Here is a 26,365-nt window from a genome sequence, read left to right as displayed (position 1 = left end):
CTTATTAAATTTTCTGAGTCAACAAAGGTCACTTTTTTGTAAAAAATTATTCTTATATAGTGATAGGGATAGTTATGTACAAAAGAAATCCCCTTTCTATTGAAAGGGGATTTCTTTTATCGAATAGCAGATGTTCCGATTACAACTGTTTTATTTTCTTTTACAGTCGTATTTTGACGAAGGCGTAATGTAGCTTGTCCTACTGTATTAGGAGCAATTTGTACATTCACGACTTTTTCAGCGACACCTAGGCTATTTGTCGTAAAGGAAAATGAATTACTATAACCGTAAGAAGAAGGCCAAGTACCATTTTCGTTTTGAACTTTTGCTACTTGTGTACCACCACTTGTATAAATACCTAGGGAGTAATTATTGTAAGTCGTGTTTGGTAATAAATGATTTGCTTGTATTTTTAATTGAAATACACCGCTGTTTGGAAGAATACTAGGGTGAATAAAGTTATAATCATTCGTTGAGACGTTTCCATCATCATTATTATTGTTGTTATTATAGCCATATCCGTAAGAACCAGGTTTAAATGTACTTGAATTAAACCATTGGTACCCTTGGTTAGGAGCGCCCCATGGTTCTGGTTGCGGCTCAGTTGATGCACTTGGTTGTTCAAATGTTTTTAATGGTGTTGGTTTGTCTAATTGTAATCCGTTTACTTGGTCTAAGCTCGTATATGTTTCTTTTGTAGAGAGCCATTTTACGATATTTGTTAATAAAGTAGCATCGCTTTCTTCTTTATATCCATCATATGTTTTTTTAGGCTGTCCCGTATCTTCACGAACATATTTTGGCGTTGCATCTTCAACTGGCGAAGAGTCACCGATAAAGGCTGCTTTTCCTAAACCAACTTTTGCAACTGCGACGTAAGGGCCTTCAGCGATGCCACCGCCGTTATATACACCACTATCAACAGCGTTATTCCACTTAGGTAAACTTTCTGGTAAATAGACAATCCCTTTTGCTAACTTAGGATTTACAATTGCAATTGTGGATCCTGCATGCATGGCAACAGATGAAACACCTGTAGTAATTCCAAATGATTGATCAGGCGCTACAATTTTATTTGTAGAAACATCACCAATTGCATTATAGCGAAAGCGTACGCCGAAATTGTCTGCTAGCCAATCAGAACTTTCTACACCTTGCATAGCTTGTGAAGATGCCTCTTCAGAAGACATTCCTTTTGCTGGATTTTCCCACGCCCCGCGGCGATACCCGTTGAAAACTTCTGAGGAATCCCAGCGATTTTTATTACGGTCAGCATTATAATGATCGGCTATAAAAAAGATACTGCCGCCATTTTTTACATATTGCAGCATCGCGTCTTGTTCGGATTTTTTATAAGGAATGTTTGCTTCTGGAACGATGAATGCATTGTAATCTTTTAAATCATCATATGTAATAGGTGTTGATTTGCGTAGTTCTTTTACAAAGTAGCCTTTGTTTGCAACGCCGTTTCCAAAATCAGAAAATCCCCCGTCAATAACCCAATCAGCTGTTCCTGCTGTTTGGGCATGTGTATTATCAAATAATACCTTTTTTCCAGCATTTTCGTTCACAATTTTTGCAGTAATTTGCGGAGCTGGATCTACAGCGCTTTCAGCAAAAGTCGTCGAACTAAATATGGTAGCCATACTTAAAGTCATTCCTGTTGCGAGTGTGAGTTTCAGCCATTTTTGTTTCTTCATAAATAATCCCCCTAAAGTAAGTTAAGTAAGAGTGCGATTTGTTCAACTAACTATCAAATGCCCCTACGGATAAAAGTGCCCCTGTATTACTTTAACGGAATATAACGGAAGAAAAAAGGGGGATTTTATAAATTTTTGTAAATTTAAGGTGAATTTTGTTGAGAAATATTTTTTATGCTGCGATAGAGGAGAAAAAATCCCTTCCTCATATGAGGAAGGGATTAACGTTACCCAATTTGCGAAGACGATTTCGATGTTTTATCTGTTGTATGAAAGCCCTTTGCATAATAAATAACTACTAACGCCATGAGCCAAATTGGTCCAACTATTAATGCGATGCGCGTATCAGCGGAGTATGCCATAATTCCTAATACTAAAACAAGGAAAGCGAGCGTAACATAGGAGCTAAGTGGATACAATGGCATTTTGTATGTTAATTTGCCTTGCGCCTCCTGTGATAGTCCCTTACGGAAACGAAGCTGCGCAACTATAATGACACCCCAAGTCCAAATTGCGCCGAACGTAGAAATACTCGTTAGCCACGTAAATACTTTTGCAGGAACAACGTAGTTTAATACAACGCCTATTAATAATACGAAAGCTGTTGCTAAAATCCCTTTGCTCGGAATTCCATTTTTATTTAACTGACCAAATTTTTCTGGTGCCTGTTTTTGCTGTGCTAATGTAAATAGCATACGGCCTGTACTAAAGAGACCACCATTACAAGAAGAAAGAGCAGCTGTTAATACAACAAAGTTAATAATTCCTGCTGCTTTCGCAATGCCGATTTGTTCAAACGTTAGTACAAATGGGCTTCCTTTTTCACCAATCTCATTCCATGGATAAATTGCCATCATAACGAATAAAGCACCTACATAGAAGATTAAAATGCGCCAAAAAACGTTATCAATCGCTTTAGATAATGTTTTTTTCGGGTTTTCCGCTTCTCCAGCTGTTACACCAATTAACTCTACTCCTAAGTAAGCAAATAGTACCATCTGTAATGATAAAAGAAGGCCAGAAAATCCATTTGGGAACCAACCGCCGTGTGACCAAAGATTTGAAATTCCAGTCGCTACGCCGCCGTTTCCAAAACCGAATAAAATAATACCGGTGCCAATTACAATCATACAGATAATTGTGACAATTTTAATTAAAGCAAACCAAAACTCAAGTTCTCCATACACTTTAACAGATAAAAAGTTTAATGCGGTCATTAATACAAGAGCAATTAACGCCCAAACCCAACGCTGAGTTCCTGGGAACCAATATTCCATATAAATTCCTGCTGCTGTAATTTCGGCCATACAAGTTACAACCCATAAGAACCAATAGTTCCAGCCCGTTATATAACCTGCTAGCGGACCTAAATAGTCATGTGCATATTTACTGAATGAACCTGCAACAGGTTGTTCAATTGCCATTTCTCCAAGCGCTCGCATAATGAAAAAAATCGCAAGGCCTGCAATAATATAACCGAATAAAATGGACGGTCCTGCTAGTTTAATAGCGGAAGCTGATCCTAAAAATAGTCCAACCCCAATAGCAGACCCAAGTGACATAAGGGTAATATGTCGTTGCTTTAATCCACGGTTTAAGTTTTCTGTTTTGTTTGTGTGCTGCATAATAAACCTCCTTAACTAGTAAGAAAAATATTGTATCCGCTTACAAATTTATTTAACTATTTAAAATTATAAAACATTTACAACTGTTATGCTACAAAAAAAGACAATGTTTTCTGTACTATATAAATCGTTGCTATGAGAATACATCATGATTTGTACTTGTTTGCTCTTTTTGTGTGAAGCGCCGCACGAGGCGGAAAAAGGGCCTGACCGCTATTATACATGGACAGAGGCTCTTGTTCACCCCTAAAGAAAGGGCATTTTATTGTTTTTGATCTTTATATATTGTCTAATAAACAACAAAAAGCCATCAAAATTGATAGCTTTTCATCGTTACAAAATAGTAATTGCTTGTTTCCCCATTTGTTCCCACGCTTTTTCAAATTGAGCGCGTGGAATACTTTTACGCGGGTTATCAGCCAATGGGTCATTTACATATACAGAGTTTTGATCATAGCCGACTATAACGGCACTATGTTCAAAATATGTAACCATTAATTCCCCGGCATTTGTATTCCACTTTTCAAAGTTTCCCTCATTTAGTGGTGCAAAGGTTGTATTTGCAATAATCCATACTGGAGAACCCGCACTAAGTACTTTATATAAATCTTTCACGTCTCTTCCAGATAAATCAACTGCTTTCTCTGGAATGTATTTCTGTGCTAATTGAAAAATCGGCTGATGGTATACTCCATAACCCGGTTCGGATTTTGTGTAAATATTTCCAACAAACCCTTCGTGTGGATTTCCACGCACACCGTTTGTCTCAAATGGGACACGAGCAATTTCATTCGCAAGTGTCATTTTGTCCACTTTAACTCCTTTATATTGAAGTAACATTGCTAAGCTCGTCACTTCGCAACCACGTTCTAATTCAGGAAGCTGTTTTATAAATGGAACATTTTCAATCATCACTTTGTCTTTCATTTCAAATGAAAAATCAACACGAAGTTCCTGGGTTTTTTGAAAAATTTTATTTTTCCCAGTTTCAATTACGCCCATAACTTGCTTATTACATGCTACACCAACAATAACACCAATACTTAAAATACATACGTATTTGACGATCCTAGCCATTTCTCTAACTCCATTACATAATTATTTTCTTACATTTTGAAAAGTGACACACTCTCCATTGTACCTTTGTTTTCACTAGTTTACTAGGATGTTTATGTGGAATATTATTTAGATATTTATATAAATCGAAAAAACGACATAAATTCCCTTTCTTTTTTATGGCGACGGTTTAAAACAAAGAGAGGTGAAGGTTATGATGCACTCTGCATATCAACAATTTATATGTCGAAACACTAAAAATATATCGCGGTGAAAATTCTAATTTTTTAAAATAAAAAGAAAAATAAATATACATGTTTAGAATATTTTGTTAAAATGAAATATGTTTAACTTAGTTAAATTTCTTTGATTGAGAGAATATTTAATTTCCACTAAACAAGATGAAAGTATGGGGTGAGGGGCATATGATCCAAAAGGAGAAGCAGCCAAATGAACTAAAACGTACGATGCAAAGCAGACACCTCTTCATGATTGCTTTAGGAGGCGTTATCGGAACTGGATTATTTATGGGATCTGGACAAATTGTTCACAATGCTGGACCGGGTGGAGCTATTCTTGCCTATTTAGTCGGCGGGTTTGTTATGTATTTAACTATGCTTTGTCTTGGGGAGCTAACAGTTGCCATGCCGGAAGCGGGTTCTTTTCAAAGTTATGCTAGCAAATTTATTTCACCTGGTTTTGGATTTGTTGTTGGGTGGATGTATTGGCTGAACTGGGCTGTGACTGTCGGGGTTGAATTAACGACTGTCAGTATTTTAATGAAGCGTTGGTTTCCGGATGTTGCATCTTGGATATGGTGTGTTGTATTTGCTGCCATACTCTTTATTATAAACGCTTCATCCGCACGTGCTTATGCTGAAGCTGAGTTTTGGTTTGCAAGTGTTAAAGTAATGACGATTATTGTTTTTATTTTAGTCGGCGGTGCTGTTATGTTTGGTTTATTAGACTTTAACGGTAAGCCCGCACCGATGTTCCATAACTTCACAGACAATGGCGGACTATTTCCAAATGGACTTCCAGCTGTTCTTCTTACAATGATTACCGTTAACTTTGCGTTTCAGGGAACAGAATTAATTGGTATTGCTTCAGGCGAAAGTAAGCAGCCAGAAATCACAATACCACGTGCTATAAAAAATACAATTTGGCGAACACTATTCTTTTTCGTTCTTGCCATTTCTGTAGTTGTAGGATTATTACCATGGCAAGAAGCAAATCTCGTAGAAAGCCCGTTCGTACTCGTTTTTGACACAGCTGGAATCCCTTATGCAGCAGACATTATGAACTTTGTTATTATTACAGCTGTATTATCGGTAGCAAACTCTGGTTTATACGCAAATTCTCGCATGCTTTGGGCGATGGCAAAACAAGGAATGGGAAGTCCGCGTTTCACAAAGCTAACGAAAAAAGGGGTACCGATCAATGCCTTAATTTTTAGCTTAATCTTTGCCGGCCTTTCTCTTTTAACAAGTGTATTTGCCGCTGATACCGTCTTTTTAGTGTTAACATCGATTGCGGCTATGGCAGCTGTCGTTGTGTGGATGTCTATTGCTGCATCTCAATTTTTCTTTAGAAGAGAATTTATTAAGAACGGTGGAGATGTACGAGACTTAAAATACCGTACGCCGCTTTATCCACTTGTTCCTATTGCAGCGTTTTCTTTAAACTTTGTTACATTCATAAGCTTAGCGTTTATTCCAGATCAACGTATTGCTTTATATTGCGGCATTCCGTTCATGATTATTTGTTACATTTTTTATAAAGTAAAATATAAAAAAATTGTCACATTTGAGCAGCAAAAAAACGTCTCATAAATGATAAACTGAATATATAAAATCTTCTGTTATCTCATTCTATTACGAGATAACTTTTTTCTATTTACTGGATATTCTGGTATAACTTTATTTATCTTAAAATTTTAAAAATCAATGTTTGGTTACAAAAATAGTTTACAATATAAGCAAGTTACAAATGATTTTCATCGTAAAAACTGTGCATTTGTGTCTATTTTTTAACAATATCTCAAAAACTATTGCTAACTATAAATTAATAGGTTTATATTATTTTATTGGCATAGTTTCAATCCAAGGAGAAAGGAGATTTTCAATCGTGCAACTGAAAAAAAAGTTTTGGAAGTTGGCTTCACTTCTTCCACTATCATTACTCTTGTTCCTCGGTGGATGCGACAAAATCGCTGTATTAAATCCACAAGGACCTGTTGCAAAAACGCAGTATGATCTAATTATTTGGTCGCTCATACTGATGTCAGTAATTATCCTAGTCGTATTCGTCCTGTTTACAGTTATTTTAATTCGTTACCGTGAAAAACCAGAAAATATGGACTATGAGCCACCTGATATACACGGTAATACTCTTCTAGAAATTATCTGGACTATTTTCCCTGTTATCATCGTGATTGCATTGTCAATCCCGACAGTAAAAGCAACATATGCAACGGAAAAGCCACCAGAACAAACGAAAGATATAAAACCTGTTGAAATTTACGTTACATCTGCTAACTGGAAATGGTTATTCAGTTATCCTGAGGAAGGAATTGAAACCGTTAACTATTTAAATGTACCAGCAGGTGTACCAATTCAATTTAAATTAACATCTGTCGGTCCGATGAATGCTTTCTGGGTTCCAGAACTTGGTGGAATGAAGTATACAATGGATGGCATGATTATGGATTTATTCCTACAAGCTGATAAACCAGGTTCTTACACTGGACGTAGTGCAAACTTCTCTGGTGAAGGATTTACTGATATGGAGTTTGAGCTTGAAGCGAAAACAAAAGAAGAATATAACAAGTGGGTAAAAGAAGCAAAAGGTGCCCCTTCGTTATCAGAAAAGAAATATAAAGAAATTATTCAACCAGGTGTAGTAGGGCGTATGACATTCTCTAATACACATTTAAAATATGTAGATCCAAAATCACTTGAATATTGTGATTACAACTACTACAAAAACAAAAAGTAATAACGATTATTCCTACAGATTGGAGTGAATATAGTGAAGCTCGATGAATTTTTTGTCACAGGCGATCCGATTATCTACGGAGCGGACGCATCTATTGTTCTTGTGACGTTAGGAATCATTTTTGTGCTGACAAAGTACAAAAAGTGGAGATGGCTTTGGGATGAGTGGTTAACTTCTGTTGACCATAAGAAAATTGGATTAATGTATATCATTTCAGCAATTGTAATGATGTTCCGTGGCGGTATGGACGGATTAATGATTCGTGCCCAGTTGACGTTTCCTGACACAACATATTTAAACGCTGAACACTATAATGGTATCTTTACAACACACGGTACGGTTATGATTCTCTTCATGGCAATGCCGTTTGTTATGGGACTTATGAACGTTGTTGTTCCTCTGCAAATTGGAGCACGTGACGTTGCATATCCTTTCTTAAATGCATTAAGTTTTTGGTTATTCTTCGTAGGTGCTATGTTATTTAACATCGCCTTCGTTATCGGTGGTTCTCCAGACGCTGGGTGGACATCATACTTCCCAATGGCTGGTACAGAATTTAGCCCTGGTGTAGGAAATAACTACTATGCAATTGCATTGCAGATTTCAGGTCTCGGGACGCTGATGACAGGGATTAACTTCCTTGTAACAATCTTAAAAATGCGTGCACCAGGCATGAAATTAATGCAAATGCCAATGTTTACTTGGTCTATTTTAATTACATGTGTCATCATCATCTTTGCATTCCCTGTATTAACAGTTGCTCTTGCATTGATGTCATTTGATCGTTTATTCGATGCTCACTTCTTTACGATGGCGAGTGGCGGTATGCCGATGCTTTGGGCGAACTTGTTCTGGGTATGGGGTCACCCTGAAGTATATATCGTTATTTTACCGGCATTCGGTATTTTCTCTGAAATCGTAAGTACGTTCTCACGTAAACGATTATTCGGATATACAGCAATGGTTTACTCAATGGTTGCAATTGCAACTTTAAGTGGTCTTGTATGGCTGCATCACTTCTTTACAATGGGTGCAGGTCCAGCAGTTAACTCATTCTTCTCGATTTCGACAATGGCGATTTCGATTCCAACTGGTGTTAAGATCTTTAACTGGTTGTTTACGCTTTATAAAGGACGTATTCGCTTTACAGTTCCAATGCTTTGGTCATTGGCGTTTATTCCAAACTTCGTAATCGGTGGGGTTACGGGGGTTATGCTTGCGATGGCAGCAGCTGATTATCAATACCATAACAGCTACTTCCTAATCGCTCACTTCCACTACGTATTAATCGCAGGTACAGTATTTGCGATGCTTGCTGGATTTACATTCTGGTATCCAAAGATGACTGGTCATATGCTAAATGAACGTCTTGGTAAATGGACATTCTGGATCTTTATGATTGGATTTAACATCTGTTTCTTCCCAATGTATTTCCTAGGTTTAGATGGTATGACTCGTCGTATGTACACTTACTCTGCAAACCTTGGATGGGGCGGATTAAACTTAATCGCATCTGTCGGTGCAGTAATGATGGCAGTCGGCTTCGCCTTATTATGCTACAACGTAATTTATAGCATTCGTCATGGTGAGCGCGATTTAACTGGAGACCCTTGGGATGCTCGTACACTTGAATGGGCAACACAATCTCCTGTACAACATTATAACTTTGCAAAATTACCAGAAATTAAGCATAGCGATGTATTCTGGGAAATGAAGAAAAACGGTGAGTCTATTACACCGAAACCTGAAGAACTAAAACCAATTCATATGCCAAGCAATTCAGGTGTTCCAATTATTATGTCTTGTTTTATTGGTCTTGCAGGTTTTGCATTAGTATTTAGCTGGTTCGGTTTAGCAATTGTCGGTGGTATTGGTATGTTAGGTTGTATGATCTGGCGTTCGTTTGATTACGACGACGGATACTACGTTAGCGTAGATGAAATTAAAAAGACAGAACATGTTGCATGAGAGGTGAAACGAAATGGCGGCTTTAGATAAAAGCTTACCTTTAGAATATCAATCTGAACAAAGCAGATTGAATATTTTAGGGTTTTGGGTTTTCCTTGGGGCTGAAATCGTGCTGTTTGCAACGCTTTTCGCCTCTTACCTAGTATTAGCTGGTCGTACGGCAGACGGGCCAACACCAGCACAAATTTTCGAAGTAAAGCCTGTTATGATTGAAACACTTTTACTTTTAACAAGTAGTTTCACATGCGGGATTGCAATTCATGAAATGCGTAAAGAAAACAAAAATGGTATGCTCCTATGGTTTATCATTACGTTATTATTAGGTGCTGGCTTCCTTTACATGGAGGTTGAAGAGTTTATCATGTATGTTGGCCAAGGTGCTACACTACAAACAAGTGGATTCTTATCTGGATTCTTCGTTCTTCTTGGAACGCACGGTGCCCACGTAACAGGTGGTATCATTTGGGCAACTTGTGTTATTATCCAAATTTTAAAACGAGGACTGACACCAGTTACAGCTCGTAAAGTGTTTATTATCAGCTTATACTGGCATTTCCTTGATGTTGTTTGGATCTTCATTTACACACTAGTTTACTTGAACGGGATGGTGGCGTAATAATGGGACAAAACAATACAAATGCTCATAGCGGATTTCCGTGGTCACACGTTTTCGGATTTATTTTATCGCTTGCATTAACGTTCCTAGCTTTATATGTAGCGTTACACACAAGCTTGCCACTTTCAACAATCTTAACAAGCATTCTTGTAATGGCAGTGGCACAAGCAGCATTGCAATTAGTTATGTTTATGCACATGACAGAAGGAGAGGGAGTAATACAAACAATCACAATCGTATTCCACTTTTTCATTGCGGCAATAACGGTTGTCGGTACAGTTTGGATTTTCTTCTCTATGTAATATACTTTCAAAAGCCTGTTGGGACATTGTCCCAGCAGGCTTTTTTTATAATTATTTCTTAAGGTTCACTTCTGTGTATGGTAAAATATTACTATTATGCAACTAAGGAAGTGTGAATATATGTCAATCGAGACTTTAGCCCTTTTATTACTTGGGGAAATATTTGTTGCCATTATACTAATTGGTTTAAGTATCGAAATTTGGAGTTATGGGTGGAAAAAAACAAAGGCAGTAAAATATTCTTGTCTCTTATTTTCTCTTATTATGGGAACGTGTAGTGTATTAGGACTTTGTGTTGCACCTGCTTATTTCTTTTTACAACTTATAGATAAGAACCTTTGAGTATAATACAAGCTAAAAAACTTTCTTTTTAGGGGGGAGACCAGAGGGTCTGGCCGTGCATAGAAGCGGCCAGGACTTTTTCCTGCCACATGCAATGTTTAAAACAAAAGGAGAAAGCAAATAGCGGGCATGTTGTACTCTGCATGGCAGAGTTAGAAAAATGAATATATAACAATCTTAATTAACAGAATAGTTTTTATTTTTATCCATATACAAGTTATAATAACAGTTAATTTCACGAAGAAAGGATGATTGTATATGGACCTGATCGAAGAGGCATCTATTTCAAAAGAACAGCTTATTTGGTGGAGAAGACATTTTCATATGTATCCAGAGCTTTCTTATTCTGAAGAAAAAACATCTCAACTGGTTTATGATATATTGCAAACATTTCCTCATCTAGAAGTTTCGCGTCCGGCGCGTTATAGTGTAATGGCACGATTGGTTGGTAAGCGACCTGGACGAACAATTGCGCTTCGTGCTGATATGGATGCACTACCTATTGAAGAGGAAAACCAGTTTGATTTTGTTTCCCGTTCTAAAGGAGTTATGCATGCGTGCGGACATGATGGACATATGGCGATGTTACTGGGAACGGCATATACACTTTCGAAAAAATATGATCAAATTGAAGGGGAAATTCGCTTTTTATTTCAACATGCTGAGGAAAATTTTCCGGGCGGTGCACAGGAAATGGTTGACGCTGGTGTTATGGAAGGCGTTGATTGCATTATTGGTGCACATCTTTGGTCACCGCTGGAAGTTGGGAAAATTGGCGTGATATATGGTCCAGCGATGGCTGCTCCGGATGCATTTTCGATTACGATTATTGGGAAAGGTGGACATGCCGGTATTCCGCATGAAACAATTGATAGTATTGCGATTGGTACACAAGTTGTTTCGCAATTACAACAAATTGTCTCCAGACTCACGAATCCGTTAGATTCATTGGTGTTATCGGTAACGCAGTTTCATGCAGGAACAACTCATAATGTCATTCCTGATAGTGCGACAATTGGCGGGACAGTGAGAAGTTTACGAAATGAGCTTCGAAAGCAAACAGCAGAGCGCATCGAGAAAGTCGTAAAAAGTATTACAGAGGCATACGGTGCATCATATACATTTACATATGAATATGGATATCGTCCGGTTGTAAATGAAGAAGTTGTAACAAGGCATGTAGAAAGTACGGCATTGCAACTTTTAGGAAAAGAATGTGTTGTTCGTTTACAGCCGACAATGGCTGGGGAAGATTTTTCAGCATTTTTACAAAAAGCCCCAGGTACATTTTTCTTTATAGGGGCTGGAAATGAAGAGAAAGGGATTATATATCCCCATCATCATCCGCGTTTTACAATTGATGAGGAGGCCTTGCCAATTGGTGTGGATATATTTGTTTCTTCCGTTTTGAACTTCATGAAAAATAGAACATAAGATAGTGCTTTATTAGAGTTATCCTGTTACTATGGGATAACTCTTTTTGTATATATTCGCTTGAAATGGAGAAATATAACTACAATATTTTGAAATAGAAAGTTAGGTGATAAATATGGTTCAGTTAGATGCTAACTTATCGAAAATAACGAATGAAATTCGAAATAAGTTAGATTCACCTAATGATTTAACTGTGCGTGAAATTTCTCTTTCGGGGACAAATGATCGATGTGCAGTTATATTTTTATGCGGACTAAGTAATAAAGACATGATTTACCGTTTTGTTATTCGACCATTGCAGTATGAAGAAATTCCTAAACAAGCTTCAATTATTCAAACATTAATGGATCAATTTTTGTCAGTTGGAGAAGTGAGTATCGTTAGGACATTTCCGGATGTTATGAATGCACTTTTAGCAGGCGATACAATTGTGCTACTGGATGGTATTCCTTCTGCAATAATTGTAAATTTTCGCGAATGGGAGAGGAGGAGCCTCGATTCACCGGTTACAGAGACAATAATTCGAGGGCCTAATCTAGGTTTTAATGAAGATGTGAATATAAACAAAATGTTAATTCGGCGTCATATACGTGACCCGCAACTACGTTTTCGTTCCTATATTATGGGGAAGCGTTCACAGAAAGAAGTAACATTAGCTTACATTGAAGATATTATTCATCCTTATATTGTAGAGGAATTACACAAGAGACTTCAATCTATTGAAACCGATATTATTTTTGAGACAGGAACGATTGAACAATTAGTGCAAGATAATAATTTATCGCCGTTCCCTCAATTTTTAAATACAGAAAGACCGGATAATGTCGTGGCTTCACTTGCAAAAGGAAAAGCAGCTATTTTAGTAGACGGTTCTCCATTTGTACTTATTGCTCCGATGGTGATGGTTGATATCTTTCAATCACCAGAAGATTACTACGAACGTTGGATGATTGGAACGTTGTTAAGAGGACTTCGCATGTTAGCAGGGATGATTGCGATTTTATTACCAGCTATGTATATAGCTCTTGTCTCTTATCATCAAGGGCTTATTCCCTCTAATCTTGCATATTCAATTGCTGGAGCAAGAGAGGGTGTTCCATTTCCAGCTTATATCGAGACGCTCATCATGGCCTTTACAATGGAACTGATTCGTGAAGCGGGAATTCGTCTCCCTAAGCCGATGGGGCAAACGATTGGGATTGTAGGAGGTCTCGTTATTGGAGAAGCTGCTGTAAGTGCTGGGATTGTAAACCCGTTTCTTGTAATAATTATTGCAGTTACAGCGGTAGCTACATTTTCTTTGCCGGTCTACAGTATTACTATTACCTTTCGTATTTTGCTGTTTGCATTTATTTTATTAGCTACAGCCTTTGGTTTGTATGGAATTATTTTAGGGTTAATTGCATTAGCGATTCATATTGTAAATTTAACGAGTGTTGGAGTACCATATTCTACACCAATTTCGCCTGCTTTTTATAAAGATTGGAAAGAGGATATTGTCCGTTTGCCTAAAGCTATGTTAAAAGAGAGACCTGAGTACCTACAACCGAAAGATAAAACGCTGCGTTCGAAGGAGAGGGAATAAAGTGAAGCCATTTGAGTATGGAGATGAAGAAATTGGGACTCGTGAACTTGGTTTTGCTGTATCTTCTACTATTATTGGGACGGGTGCACTTTCTATGCCGCGTGTTATGGCGACTCATGCGCTTTTTGCAGATGGATGGGTTATTTTACTTGTAGGTGGATTGATATGTGCATGCTTTGCATGGCTGATGATGAAAGTCGCTATTTTATTTCCGAAACAAAATTTTGTTCAATATGCGAGCTTATATTTAACCAAGCCCATTACTTATATTTTTAGTTTTATGTTAATACTAATTTTTACTGGAATTACAGCTTATGAAGCGCGGACAATTTCGATTATTTCTCAAACATATTTATTTAGTGATACACCTATTCAGCTGTTATCTTTCTTTTATCTGCTTGTTATCGTGTATGGTGTTTGTGGATCTAGAGTAGGATTATTGAGGTTGAATGTTCTATTTCTACCAATTGTTTTTATTGCCATTATTTTGTTATCACTGTTAAACGTTAATTTAATGGAATTTACAAATTTATCACCATTTTTTCAGACTGATGTTAGTAAATATATGAAAGGAATTAAAGAATCTGTATTTACATTTATTGGATTTGAAGTCGCTTTTTTTTATGCTGTTTTACTAAAATCAACAAAAAAAGCCCCTATGGTAGCAGCGAAGAGTGTTATGATTACTGTGTTTTCTTATATTTTAATTTATATGACTTGTATAACTGTTTTCACATATATAACAACTAGCACTTTAACGTATCCAACTATTGAATTAGGGAAAGAAATTGAAATAGGGGGAGGTTTTTTAGAGAGACTTGATGCAATCTTTTTTATAACATGGATTATTACTGTATTTAATACAACAGCATTGTATTATGATGTGGCCATTTTATTATTTTGCGCGATGTTTCCAGCAATAAAGAAACACACATTTATTTTTATTAGTGTGCCTATTATTTATGTTGTAAATATAATTCCAGGAAATTTAGAGGTAATTAGTAAATACGGTACATATTTAGCTTGGGCTGATATGTCTATTATGGTATTTGTCCCACTTCTTATTTTTGTTGTCTATAAGATAAAAGGAAGGGGCAATCAAAATGAAACATCTTCTTAGCATAATGGTATGCATGTTTTTTATCTTATTTATAAGTGGTTGTTCTGAACGACAAGAAATTGAAGAAAGAGGGTTTGTTGTGGGAGTAGCGCTGGATAAAGCGATTCATCAGGGGGAGAAAAGTGAAACGACAACTACTACCCGCTCACCTCTTATAAAAGGGACGTATCAAATGGTGTTGCCAAGCTCTTTAACACAGCAAGGAAGTAAAGCTACAAGTGGAAAGAATTACATTAATATTAATGCGACGGCTGATAGTGTATTTGCTCAAATTCGTATTATCTCAAAAAAAATAAGTCGTTCTTTATTTTTTCCTCATATAGAAGTCATTATTCTTTCGGAGGAGTTATTAAAAAAACCATTCGTTTTAGAAGATGTATTGGATGTATTTTTTCGTGATCATGAGATGCGACGGAATATTCGTATCTTTGTTTCAAAAGGAAGTGCAGAAGAAATTTTAAAACAGAGTGCAAAACCAGAAAATTTACCAGCTAAATATATAAGTATGATATCAGATCATGCTTGGAAAAATGCCCAAATGTTAGAGGCGATTCGAATTGGTAATTTACAACAGAAAATGTCTGCTAATAGAAGTTTTGTTCTTCCAGTCTTAGCATTAACGCATGAGGGGATTAAAATGGAGGGAGCAGCTGTATTTCGAGGGAAAGACAAAAAGCTTGTAGGTAGATTAAATGGAATGGAAACATTAGGTCTGAATTATATTATTGGGAAAAAAGTAGGGGGATTTTATAAGATACAAAGAGGAAATCAACTTATTGTATTTGAAATTCGTGAGATGCGCCGGAAAATTCACGTATTCTTAACGAATCCTACAAAACCTAAATTTATAATTGATGTATATTTAAACGGGACATTAGCGGAAGTTTATTTAGGGAAAGAGAGTAAGGCAATGAGTACTGAAGAAATCAATAAATATCTTGCAAGTGAAATGGAAAAACAGCTACAAAAAACCGTTAAAGTTATTCAGAAGGATTTGAAAGTGGATGTATTAGGAGTAGGGGAGTATTACAAGCGTAAAAATTATAAACAATGGATAAAAGTGAAAAAAAATTGGGATCAAGGTCAAAATTACTTTAGCACTAGTAATATAACTGTTCGTATAAAACCAAGTATTGAGCATTCGGGGTCCGTGTTACCAATCAGAAGTGAGTAAAGTAAGGAGTAGCGTGATGTTTACAACTCTAGGGGTTATATGTACGGTTTTAATGGCAACAATTCCTTATACAGTTTATTTTCTTCATAAGAAAATGCAAGAATATGGTGCGCAGCCTTGGCAAAAACAAATACAGCAGAAAAAGAAACCCGAGTGATACGTCGAGTTTCTTTTTCTACAAAAGTCCGAACCAGTTTACCAATTGTGCTGACAGGAAAGTAACGACAATGGCGATTACCGTAGGAATTGCAAATGAAAGAAATGTCCATTTTGCACTTTTTGTTTCTTTATATATATTCACTAACGTTGTTCCGCACGGGAAATGAAGAAGAGAAAACAGCATCATATTTAATGCAGTTAGCCACGTCCAACCATGATCGAGAAACAACTGTTTAATTTGTGTTAAATCTTCTAACTCTGTTAATGAGCCTGTTGATAAATAAGCCATTAATAAAATCGGAACAACAATTTCGTTTGCTGGTAAGCCGAGAATAAATGCTGCTAAAATATATCCGTCAAGCCCGAGTAATTTGGCAAACGGATCTAAAAAGTTCACGATATACATAAGAAGACTGGTGTCTCCAATAAATACATTTGCTAATATCCATGTTAATATAGCTGCAGGTGCTGCGACGATAACAGCACGTTTTAAAACGTATATGGATTTATCAAGTGTTGCACGTACGATAGTATCTAAAATTTTAGGTTTTCTATAAGGTGGTAATTCTAGTGTGTAGTGGGTTGGGACACCTTTTAAAGCTGTTTTTGAGAGTACCCATGATACAGTTAAAGTTACGATAATACCAATTACAACCATACCGACAACAACCCCGGACGTTACAAGTGTTTGCGTACCCCCTGTGTATCCAGCGGCCATGAATAAAGATGCTAATAAAATAAGTGTTGGCCACCTTCCATTACAAGGAACAAAGTTATTTGTTAAGATTGCGAGCATACGTTCACGTGGTGATTCAATAATACGCGTTGACATAATCGCAGCTGCATTACATCCAAAACCCATTGCCATCGTTAATGATTGTTTTCCATGTGCGCCGGCGCGTTTAAAGAGACGGTCCATGTTAAAAGCAACGCGCGGTAAGTAGCCGTAGTTTTCTAGTAAAGCGAACATTGGAAAAAAAATAGCCATTGGTGGTAACATAACACTAATAACAGCCCCTGTTCCGCGGAATAAACCGAGAATAAGAACGCCATGTAGCCATTTTGGGGCATTCATTGCTTGAAACCAAGTTGTTAAATAACCTTCTGCCCATCCGAAAAATTCAGCAATCATATCAGAAGGAACGTTAGCTCCTGCAATTGTAAGATAAAAAACGACAGATAAAATAGCAAGCATAATAGGAAAGCCGAATATAGGAGAAGTGAAGATTTTATCGAGCTTCTCTGAACGATATAATTTATTTTTATCTGTATATTGAATTGAATCTTTACAAATATGAGCTGACGCACGGTAAATATCACCGACAATATCATCACGAATATCTTCTTTAACAAGCGTTCGAGCATGATGAACGATATTGTCTAATGGAAGAGCTTTACTGGTTGAATGAGATTTCATTAATTAAGACCTCCCTTACTAGCAGTTCTTCATGATGTTTTTGAAGAGATTCTAAGAAATTCATGTCCTCATCTAAAATACGAAGTGCAATCCAACGCGTAGGATAAGCGTCTCCAAAAACTTTATATATTTGCGGTTCAAGTTCCTGAATCATCTTTTCTATTTTTGCGTTATAAGTAACTTGAAAAGGAGTAGGAATTAATTTTCGATTTACTACCTTTTCAATTGTATTTAGCATTTGATCGATTCCGACTTTATTACGTGCAGAAATTTTAACAACAGGAACTCCAAGCGATTTTGCTAACTTTTTCTCATCGATTATAATGCCTTTCTTTTCTGCTTCATCAATTAAATTCACACATATAATCACTTCTTTTGTCATTTCCATTACTTGCAAGGCTAAGTTCAAATTTCTCTCCATTGCGGTGGCATCAACAACAACAACTGTTACCTCTGGCTTTTCGAAAATGATATAGTCACGTGCTACTTCTTCATCGGCAGAATTTGAGTATAAGGAATATGTTCCTGGCAAATCGATTACAGTATAGAGGTTTCCATGATGTTCATATTCGCCTTCAGCTTTTAATACCGTTTTTCCTGTCCAGTTTCCGGTATGCTGTTTTAATCCGGTTAACGTATTAAATAATGTACTTTTCCCTGTATTTGGATTCCCAGCTAATGCGATGCGATGTTTCTTCATTGTGCATCATCTCCAATTAAGTTTCCTAGTATGAGAGAACTTTCTTCATTTCGAAGCGCGATTGTTGTATTGCTTACTTGATATGCAATGGGATCGCCAAGCGGACTCTTTTGTAACACTTTAATTGTTGCACCTGGAATGAACCCTAAATCTAGTAAACGACGTTTCATAGTGCCTTCTAATTTAATTTTTTCAATTTGTACGAGCTGACCTGTTTTAAAAGTAGAAAGTGGTTGAGTTTTAACCGATGTCATAAGAGTTCCCTCACCTCTATTTTTTTAGTGCTAGTTCAAAAAGTTTCCCTAAGGAAACTTTTTATTAATATTATACTAGATGATAGTGAATGCTGTTGTCAATTGTTACTTTAAAAATATTCAATCATTTCTCTAATTGTTCCAATGTATCCTGTTATTTGTGGGCAGTAAAATCTCGAATTGGAAGAGGGTGATATATACAAGTTGAAAAAACGATTGATATGTGGAAACTCTAAAGTGGATATTCCATCGCGTGCTGAAGTTTTAGATGATTTAACAAGAGAAACGTAGAACTTTTGTAAAAATAATTTTTAGAAGTTTGTAGAAGCATAAATTAAAATTTACGTTCAATTTACATTATTAAAATTAAATTTACAATGAGTGCGGTTTCTTAAGGTTTTTTACTTTTTTATGTAGAAAAACAATGAATATATATAGATTTTTCTAAGGATATACTGTCTTTACTTAAAATTAAAGAACGCTTAACACTGACATAATATTAGTGCCTTACAATGAATTTGTATTACAGATTATTGCACATAATAACGTGGAAATGAAAAGTGATAATTAAATGGGGGTACAGGACATGGTTATGAAAAAAGGCTTGAAATTTTCTTTAGCGGCATTAGTAGTTGCTGGTGCTTTAGTAGGGTGCGGAAAATCAGAAAGCACAAAGGAAACTGCTAAAGGTGGTAATGAAGCGAAGCAAGAATTAACGGGTACAATTACAGCGGCTGGATCTACAGCACTTCAACCACTTGCAGATGAGGCAGCTAAAGAATTTATGGACAAAAATTCAAAAGTATCAATTACAGTTCAAGGTGGCGGTAGTGGAACTGGAATTAACCAAGTAGCTTCCGGTGCGGTTCAAGTTGGTAATTCTGATGTTCCTGCTGCGGATAAAATAAAAGAAGCAGATAAAGCGAAAGAATTAGTAGATAACAAAGTTGCAGGTATCGCATTTGCGTTAGTAGTAAATAAAAATGTAAATGTTGATAACTTAACATTAAAACAAGTGCAAGATATTTTCTCTGGTAAAGTTACAAACTGGAAAGAGGTTGGCGGAAAAGATGAAAAAATCAATATAGTTAACCGTCCAGCAGCTTCTGGTACACGTGCTACATTTGAAAAAACAGTTATGAAAGACGTGAAAATTAACGATTCTACAGGTACGACACAAGATTCAAATGGTGCAGTAGAACAAGCAATTAACTCTACACCAGGGTCTGTTAGCTACTTAGCTATGTCTTACATGACTGGTGACAAAAAAGGCTCGTTAAAAACATTAAAAATTGATGGTGTAGAACCAAAAACTGAAAATATTTCTGCTGGTAAATATCCGTTCTGGTCTTATGAATACATGATTACAAAAGGTGAAGCAAAAGATGCAACAAAAGGCTATATTGATTATGTAAAAGGTAAAGACTTTGAAAAGAAAGTAGAAGAGATGGGTTACATCCCGATGTCTAAATTAAAGTAATAATATAAAGTGAAACTTTAATCAGTGGGGGGTTCTTTATCCCCCACTGATTATTAGTTGAATCAATCGGGCACATGCCAGCAGTTTATCTCCCGCCTAACTTCTTAAGAAATGCGGAAGCGGCAGGGAGTATTACTGCTCGTGAATAGAGAGAGAAAGCGGGGCTGGCTGTTTAGCCAGTCCTGTTCATTTCAATATATGAAGTGAGGTTGTGGTCTTGTGATGAAGGGGAAAAAACAAATTAACTATGTAAAAAGTGAATATATTGGAAGAACACTTGTAACGCTTTGTGGTTTATTAATTGTTGCTATTACACTAGCTATTATCGCATTTATTTGTGCAAAAGGAATTCAATCATTTACACAAAGTAATATCTCGATTTCCGAAGTGTTTACATCAACAAAATGGGCTCCGAATGAAGGGAATGGAAGCTTTGGAGCTGTTATTTTCATAGTTGGGTCTACGCTAGTGTCTCTTGGGGCAGTAATCATTAGTGCACCAATTGCAATTGCACTTGCAGTGTTTATGAATTTAATTTCTCCAAAGTTTGGAAATAAGGTGTTAAAACCAGTTTTAGAATTGTTGGTAGGGATTCCATCTGTTGTATATGGTTTACTAGGTGTCACAATTTTAATTCCGATTTTACGAGATTCATTTGGTGGTGTAGGATTTAGTTTAATTGCCGGTATTATTGTATTAAGTATTATGATTTTGCCAACGATTGCAAGTATTGCTTCTGATGCAATTCGTTCGGTTCCTTTTGAGTATTTAGAAGCCTCTTATGGTTTAGGATCGACGAAATGGCAAGCGATTAGTCGTATTATTGTTCCGGCTGCCAAAAAAGGTATTTTAACAGGGGTTGTTCTTGGAGTAGCTCGAGCTTTCGGGGAAGCATTAGCAGTACAGATGGTAATAGGAAATACAATAAAATTACCAGAAGGAATATATAGTCCAACTTCAACTTTAACGGGTATTTTGACAATGGATATGACAAATACGTTAAATGGAACAGCTTGGAATAATGCGCTATGGACGTTAGCGATGATACTACTTTTAATTTCGTTCTTGTTTATTGTAATAATTCGAGCGATTGGCCAAAGAGGTGAAAGATAACGATGAATGCTAGAACAGTTAATAATATATGGACAGGTATTTTGTATGCAATTGCCTTCTTTATAGTTACTCTACTTGTTTTTCTTGTATATGAAATTTTACAAAAAGGTTGGGGATTTTGGGATCCAAGTTTTTTATTTGGAGAACCGAGTAATACAAGAGCAGGAGGAGGGATTGGGCCTCAATTATTTAACTCCTTTTATATGCTTGTTATTACATTGATTATTTCGATTCCTTTAGGCCTCGGTGCAGGAATTTACTTGGCGGAATATGCAAAACAAGGTCGTTTTTTAAATTTTGTTCGCTTATGTATTGAAACAATGGCTTCCTTACCTTCTATTGTAGTTGGTTTATTTGGACTTCTTGTGTTCGTTACAACGGCAGGTTGGGGATATACTGTCATGGGCGGAGCTTTAGCCTTAACGATTTTAAATTTACCAGGTTTAACACGCGTTTGTGAAAATGCAATGACAGAAATTCCACCGAATGTGAAAGAAGCAAGTCTCGGGTTAGGTGCAACAAAGTGGCAAACAATTGTAAGAATTATGCTTCCATCTGCATTGCCGCAAATTATTACAGGTGTAATTTTAGCGGCTGGACGTATTTTTGGTGAAGCGGCGGCACTCATTTACACAGCTGGATTAACGTCACCAATTTTAAACTCGGCAGCAGACTTTTCAAGCCCTTCACATCCATTAAATCCATTTCGACCAGCAGAAACATTAGCAGTCCATATTTGGAAGTTAAATTCTGAGGGAATTATCCCTGACGCGAAACTAATTGCAACAAAATCAGCAGCGGTATTAATTATTATGGTATTACTATTCAATATTATTGCTCGTTTTACCGCATCTGTACTCCATAAGCGTTTTACTGGTACGAAAAAATCACGTAAAAGTAGCAAAGTAAAAGCAGCATAACTCTTATATACAGACCTCAAAAATCCTTTTCTTTTAGGTGTACGAGAGGACCTGGCCATGTGTAGAAGTGGTCAGGTTCTTTTTCTGCCATGTGCAAGGTTTAAACCAAAGGGAGAAAGCAAGCTAGTTTGAGGTGGGAGTATTACTGCCCGCAAATAGCGGGATAAAATAAATAGAGTGTCCTGAAAGTTTGAGGAAATACTCTGGTTTTGTCAAAAGAAAAGCCGTATTCAGAAGTCTGAATACGGCTTTTTTCTTTTTAAGATTTAGGAACATTTGTATAAGATTCATGTTGGTTTTTACGGTTCTTTCTACTACCGATTTTATCTAGTAATTCGTACATAACGGGTACGACAACTAGTGTTAGTAATGTAGAAACTAATAAACCGCCAATGACGACAACAGCTAAGCTTTTGGATACCATGCTACCAGCTTGTGTGTCACCGAATAATAGAGGAAGCATTGCGAAGATAGTTGTAATTGCTGTCATAATAATTGGGCGCAATCGTACGGAACCAGCTTCTAATAGTGCTTCTCTTGTTGGCATTCCTTTTTCGCGATTTTGTTGGACGCGTTCTATTAAGACGATGGCATTCGTTACAACAATCCCGATTAGCATTAAAGCACCGATCAGAGAGTTTAAATCGACAGGTGTTTGCGAAACAATTAAACCTAAAATTCCACCGACAGCTGCTAATGGGAGAGAGAATAAAATGGCGAATGGTGCGCGCGCTTGCCCAAAAGTAATGACCATAATTAAGTAAACAATCCCAATCGCGATTCCCATAATCTTAAATAAATCAGTGAAATTTTCTTGCATCGATTCTGTTGCCCCGGCAATGTTAACTTTCGCTCCATCAGGTAATTTCAAATCTGCAATAGCTGCGTTTACTTCTGCGCCTACTTTACTTAAGTCTTCACCTTTCGCTTCTGCTGTAACTTGAATTGTTTCTTTTCCGTCCTTGTGGAATATTTCGGTTTGTATTTGTTTTTCAGAAATAGTTGCCACATCTTTTACTGCTATTAAACCTGTGATTGGTGACAAAATATTTGCATTTAAAATCGCATCTTTATTAGGGTTCTCTGCTTTTTTGTGTTCTAGCATAACAGTTGTCTTTTCATTATCGAGTGAGATTTGGCCAATTGGTGATTTTTTCATTAAAAATGCAACTTGTTGTCCGATGACTTCAGAATTTAGTCCTGCCTTTTCTGCTTTTGTTTGATCGACGTTAATAACCCATTCCTTTTTCTCTTCTTCTGTATTCGTTTTTACTTTTGAAAGATTATTTAAGCTTTTTAACTTTGTAGTAACAAGATCGGAAGCTTGTTTTAAATCTTTATTATTGTTTGCGGTGATGTTAAATTGTAACGCATTTCCACCGCCGAAGTTTGAGAAGCTTACTTTGATATAATCAAATGTCGCTGGTTGAAATTGATTCTGTTCTTTTTTTAGTTTATTAATGTACGTTTCAAGATCAATTCCCTTTTTAAACTCTACAAATATATTTGCAAGATTGTTTTTTGTCGTTTGTCCCCACTGGGCAGATTCTGAAGAGGAACCCATTTGTAATATAACGTCTTTTACATTTGAATCTGCAAGTAATTTTTTCTCAAATTCAAAAGCTTGCTGCTTTCCTTTCTCTAAATCGTAATTAGCAGGGAATGTCATGTTGATAGAAAGCATGGTGTTATCATCAGATTTAATGTTCGCTTTTGGGAGTAGAATGTAAGCTGCAATTGAACCGACAAATAATAAAAAAGCGGTAAGTAAAATGATAAATTTATGTGATAACGACCATTTTAAAATGGCTGTATAACGTTTCGTTTCTTTTTGCTCCGTATGTCTTGTGTTCTTTAATAGTAGAAAAGCCATGAGTGGCACAACTGTTAAGGCTACTAATAAAGATGAGAGAATTGAATATACAACTGCCAAGACCATAGGTAACATAAATTCACCAATTCCACCCGCTACAAAACCGATCGGTAAAAAAACAGCGACAGTTGTTAAAGTAGAAGATGTAATTGCGATTGCAACTTCTTTCGTAGCGTCAATAATGACGTCCTTTGAGAAAGAATCTTTTTGTAAACGACGGAAAATGTTTTCGATTACAACGATACTATCATCGACGAGACGTCCGACAGCAACTGCTAATCCACCTAATGTTAAAATATTTAAAGTGATATTAGATTGATTAAGTAAAAAGAGGGTCAGGAATATCGATAATGGGATACTGACAATAGAAATTAAAGTAGTACGAATGTTACGCAAGAAAATTAAAATGATAAATGTAGCAGCAATCGCACCAAGGACAACTTCTTTTCCCATGCTTGTAACAGCATTTTGGACTTGTTCGTGTGTAGACATAAGTGTTTTTATAGTGAAAGTATCTTTATATTGCTTATTTATATCATCAACTTTTTTCTCGATTTCTTTTCCGATTGTAACAGCATTTTTGCTTGGTTCTTTCGTAATGACGAGTGCCGCACCGTCGTCTCCATTAATGTGTGAAATAGCATCATGATGTTGTTTTAATTCAACTTTGGCGATGTCGCGTAACTTCACCTCAGGTGTTAGCGTAATATTTTGTATATCATCAACGCTTTTTATTTCTCCAATTACACGAAGGAGATGATTTTCATTATTTATAGATATTTGCCCAGCTGGTATAGAAGCTTCTTTTCCTTGAAGGGCAGTGACGATTTGTGATGTTATGATGTTTTTATCTTTCATTTTAACGGGATCTAATACAATAGATAATTCAGATGTTGATTTCCCATAAAACATAACATTAGCAACGCCATCGATACTTTCAAGTTGTGGGATAACTTCTTTTTCGATTTGTTTCTCGTCAGCTTTTGTGAAGCCATTTTTCTTTTGAACGGTAATTTGTGCGAGTGGAATCATAGAAGTGTTTAGTTGGCTGATCACAGGTTTCATGATGTCTTTTGGAAGTGTTATGCCGTTTGTAAGTTTTTCAACTTCACGTGCCGCATCTTTCATATTTGTCTTTGCGGTATACATAATTTCAATCTTTGACAATCCTTCACTTGTTGACGATGTAATGGTATCGACATGTGAAAGGTTTCGAAACTGCTTTTCAAGAGGTTCTGTTACTTCTTTTGTCATTGTTTCGGCATCTAGTCCATTAGATAAAGTGGTGATTGTTACAATGGGTTGATCCATGCTTGGTAAAAATTCCATCGGTAATTTAGAGCCTGAATAAATACCTAATACAGAGATGAGAAAAACCATGATGATAATAGCGGCCCTATTTTTTAATGAAAACTTTGTCAATCTTTCCATAAATGAATTCCTCCATGATAGGGTTTGATGGTTTACTGTTTTACTATATAACAAATGCCGGAGAATTAAAGTTAAGAACATGTAAAAATTTCCTAAAAAAAATCTTAAGTAGGGCATTCTTTATATGGTTAATTAAAGGTTTATAAAAGAATTGAATGGATAGCATAAAAAAACTTTATATTTTTTTGAAAAAATGCTTGTATTTATAAAATGTAGATGATATATTAATACACGTCGCTGCTGCACTAAAGCAGAAAGCGAGGAAATAAAAAACTTAGTTGACATCGAATAACCGTAATGTTAACATAAGGAAGTCGCAATTGAGCGGCGGATAAGTTCTTTGAAAACTGAACGAAACAAACAACGTGAAACGTCAATTTTTATTTATGATGCTAGACAAACTTTATTGGAGAGTTTGATCCTGGCTCAGGATGAACGCTGGCGGCGTGCCTAATACATGCAAGTCGAGCGAACCGATTAAGAGCTTGCTCTTAAGAAGTTAGCGGCGGACGGGTGAGTAACACGTAGGTAACCTGCCTATAAGACTGGGATAACTCCGGGAAACCGGGGCTAATACCGGATAACATTTTGCACCGCATGGTGCGAAATTGAAAGGCGGCTTCGGCTGTCACTTATAGATGGACCTGCGGCGCATTAGCTAGTTGGTGAGGTAACGGCTCACCAAGGCGACGATGCGTAGCCGACCTGAGAGGGTGATCGGCCACACTGGGACTGAGACACGGCCCAGACTCCTACGGGAGGCAGCAGTAGGGAATCTTCCGCAATGGACGAAAGTCTGACGGAGCAACGCCGCGTGAACGATGAAGGCTTTCGGGTCGTAAAGTTCTGTTGTTAGGGAAGAACAAGTGCTAGTTGAATAAGCTGGCACCTTGACGGTACCTAACCAGAAAGCCACGGCTAACTACGTGCCAGCAGCCGCGGTAATACGTAGGTGGCAAGCGTTATCCGGAATTATTGGGCGTAAAGCGCGCGCAGGTGGTTTCTTAAGTCTGATGTGAAAGCCCACGGCTCAACCGTGGAGGGTCATTGGAAACTGGGAGACTTGAGTGCAGAAGAGGAAAGTGGAATTCCATGTGTA

General features: G+C 36.8%; 21 protein-coding genes and 1 rRNA gene (1 of these 22 cut by a window edge). 15 read left to right on the top strand and 7 right to left on the bottom strand.

Annotated elements, in window-relative coordinates:
* Positions 1-116: 116 nt before the first annotated feature.
* From AB1280_RS14590 to AB1280_RS14580, 3 genes are all read right to left on the bottom strand, one after another.
* The gene (locus AB1280_RS14590) at positions 117-1,700 is read right to left on the bottom strand and encodes a DNA-binding protein (RefSeq protein WP_429756254.1); all 1,584 of its coding nucleotides are present in this window, start codon (positions 1,698-1,700) and stop codon (positions 117-119) included.
* 227 nt (positions 1,701-1,927) lie between these two features.
* A complete protein-coding gene (locus AB1280_RS14585) occupies positions 1,928-3,325 on the bottom strand; it encodes an amino acid permease (RefSeq protein ID WP_429756253.1) in 1,398 nt (465 codons plus the stop codon).
* A gap of 333 nt (positions 3,326-3,658) precedes the next feature.
* A complete protein-coding gene (locus AB1280_RS14580) occupies positions 3,659-4,402 on the bottom strand; it encodes a C39 family peptidase (protein ID WP_272191593.1) in 744 nt (247 codons plus the stop codon).
* A 404-nt stretch (positions 4,403-4,806) separates the two neighbouring features.
* Between AB1280_RS14580 and AB1280_RS14575 the strand changes: the two genes are divergently transcribed.
* The 11 genes from AB1280_RS14575 to AB1280_RS14525 all read left to right on the top strand — a co-directional run bounded on the left by AB1280_RS14575 (position 4,807) and on the right by AB1280_RS14525 (position 16,076).
* Complete coding sequence (locus tag AB1280_RS14575) at positions 4,807-6,213, top strand: amino acid permease (RefSeq protein ID WP_429756252.1); 1,407 nt, start codon at positions 4,807-4,809, stop codon at positions 6,211-6,213.
* 295 nt (positions 6,214-6,508) lie between these two features.
* Positions 6,509-7,378 (top strand): cytochrome aa3 quinol oxidase subunit II, encoded by an 870-nt coding sequence (qoxA, locus tag AB1280_RS14570; protein WP_272191597.1) that lies wholly within the window; start codon positions 6,509-6,511, stop codon positions 7,376-7,378.
* A 33-nt stretch (positions 7,379-7,411) separates the two neighbouring features.
* Positions 7,412-9,346: a cytochrome aa3 quinol oxidase subunit I gene (gene qoxB, locus AB1280_RS14565; RefSeq protein ID WP_272191599.1), complete on the top strand. Its 1,935-nt coding sequence runs from the start codon at positions 7,412-7,414 to the stop codon at positions 9,344-9,346.
* A gap of 13 nt (positions 9,347-9,359) precedes the next feature.
* On the top strand, positions 9,360-9,962 hold the full coding sequence (gene qoxC, locus AB1280_RS14560; RefSeq protein ID WP_272191602.1) for a cytochrome aa3 quinol oxidase subunit III: 603 nt from the start codon (positions 9,360-9,362) through the stop codon (positions 9,960-9,962).
* A 2-nt stretch (positions 9,963-9,964) separates the two neighbouring features.
* On the top strand, positions 9,965-10,264 hold the full coding sequence (gene qoxD, locus AB1280_RS14555) for a cytochrome aa3 quinol oxidase subunit IV (RefSeq protein ID WP_090918941.1): 300 nt from the start codon (positions 9,965-9,967) through the stop codon (positions 10,262-10,264).
* 120 nt (positions 10,265-10,384) lie between these two features.
* Positions 10,385-10,606, top strand: coding sequence for a DUF4022 family protein (locus AB1280_RS14550; protein WP_272191606.1), 222 nt, complete (start codon positions 10,385-10,387; stop codon positions 10,604-10,606).
* A gap of 258 nt (positions 10,607-10,864) precedes the next feature.
* Complete coding sequence (locus AB1280_RS14545; protein ID WP_429756251.1) at positions 10,865-12,040, top strand: M20 family metallopeptidase; 1,176 nt, start codon at positions 10,865-10,867, stop codon at positions 12,038-12,040.
* A gap of 115 nt (positions 12,041-12,155) precedes the next feature.
* Positions 12,156-13,625: a spore germination protein gene (locus AB1280_RS14540; RefSeq protein WP_429756250.1), complete on the top strand. Its 1,470-nt coding sequence runs from the start codon at positions 12,156-12,158 to the stop codon at positions 13,623-13,625.
* 1 nt (position 13,626) lies between these two features.
* Positions 13,627-14,745, top strand: coding sequence for a GerAB/ArcD/ProY family transporter (locus AB1280_RS14535; protein ID WP_429756249.1), 1,119 nt, complete (start codon positions 13,627-13,629; stop codon positions 14,743-14,745).
* A complete protein-coding gene (locus AB1280_RS14530; RefSeq protein WP_272191611.1) occupies positions 14,729-15,919 on the top strand; it encodes a Ger(x)C family spore germination protein in 1,191 nt (396 codons plus the stop codon). The genes AB1280_RS14535 and AB1280_RS14530 overlap by 17 nt, the downstream gene beginning before the upstream one ends.
* Before the next feature lie 16 nt (positions 15,920-15,935).
* On the top strand, positions 15,936-16,076 hold the full coding sequence (locus AB1280_RS14525) for a hypothetical protein (protein ID WP_272191612.1): 141 nt from the start codon (positions 15,936-15,938) through the stop codon (positions 16,074-16,076).
* A gap of 18 nt (positions 16,077-16,094) precedes the next feature.
* Here AB1280_RS14525 and AB1280_RS14520 read toward each other — a convergent pair whose 3' ends face one another.
* From AB1280_RS14520 to AB1280_RS14510, 3 genes are read right to left on the bottom strand one after another with little or no spacing between them, the layout of a single operon-like run.
* Complete coding sequence (locus tag AB1280_RS14520; protein WP_272191613.1) at positions 16,095-17,495, bottom strand: nucleoside recognition domain-containing protein; 1,401 nt, start codon at positions 17,493-17,495, stop codon at positions 16,095-16,097.
* Entirely contained in the window at positions 17,473-18,195 is a 723-nt protein-coding gene (locus AB1280_RS14515; RefSeq protein WP_429756248.1) for a FeoB small GTPase domain-containing protein, read from the bottom strand. Before AB1280_RS14515 ends, AB1280_RS14520 begins: the two co-directional genes overlap by 23 nt.
* Positions 18,192-18,449: a FeoA family protein gene (locus AB1280_RS14510; protein WP_272191616.1), complete on the bottom strand. Its 258-nt coding sequence runs from the start codon at positions 18,447-18,449 to the stop codon at positions 18,192-18,194. Before AB1280_RS14510 ends, AB1280_RS14515 begins: the two co-directional genes overlap by 4 nt.
* A 586-nt stretch (positions 18,450-19,035) precedes the next feature.
* Between AB1280_RS14510 and AB1280_RS14505 the strand changes: the two genes are divergently transcribed.
* The 3 genes from AB1280_RS14505 to pstA all read left to right on the top strand — a co-directional run bounded on the left by AB1280_RS14505 (position 19,036) and on the right by pstA (position 21,962).
* Entirely contained in the window at positions 19,036-19,929 is an 894-nt protein-coding gene (locus AB1280_RS14505; protein ID WP_272191618.1) for a phosphate ABC transporter substrate-binding protein PstS family protein, read from the top strand.
* A gap of 222 nt (positions 19,930-20,151) precedes the next feature.
* Positions 20,152-21,042, top strand: coding sequence for a phosphate ABC transporter permease subunit PstC (gene pstC, locus AB1280_RS14500; RefSeq protein WP_429756247.1), 891 nt, complete (start codon positions 20,152-20,154; stop codon positions 21,040-21,042).
* Positions 21,043-21,044: 2 nt separating this feature from the next.
* The gene (pstA, locus tag AB1280_RS14495; protein WP_272191621.1) at positions 21,045-21,962 is read left to right on the top strand and encodes a phosphate ABC transporter permease PstA; all 918 of its coding nucleotides are present in this window, start codon (positions 21,045-21,047) and stop codon (positions 21,960-21,962) included.
* A 259-nt stretch (positions 21,963-22,221) separates the two neighbouring features.
* Here pstA and AB1280_RS14490 read toward each other — a convergent pair whose 3' ends face one another.
* Positions 22,222-25,266 (bottom strand): efflux RND transporter permease subunit, encoded by a 3,045-nt coding sequence (locus tag AB1280_RS14490; protein WP_272191623.1) that lies wholly within the window; start codon positions 25,264-25,266, stop codon positions 22,222-22,224.
* Between the two features lie 403 nt (positions 25,267-25,669).
* Here AB1280_RS14490 and AB1280_RS14485 point away from each other — a divergent pair.
* A 16S ribosomal RNA gene (locus AB1280_RS14485) occupies positions 25,670-26,365 on the top strand; it runs 855 nt beyond the window's last position.

The organism is Bacillus sp. S10(2024) (genome assembly GCF_050473865.1).
Lineage (GTDB): Bacteria > Bacillota > Bacilli > Bacillales > Bacillaceae_G > Bacillus_A.
Note: the sequence above shows the minus strand (reverse complement) of the source record. Positions and strands in the feature narration are given on the sequence as shown.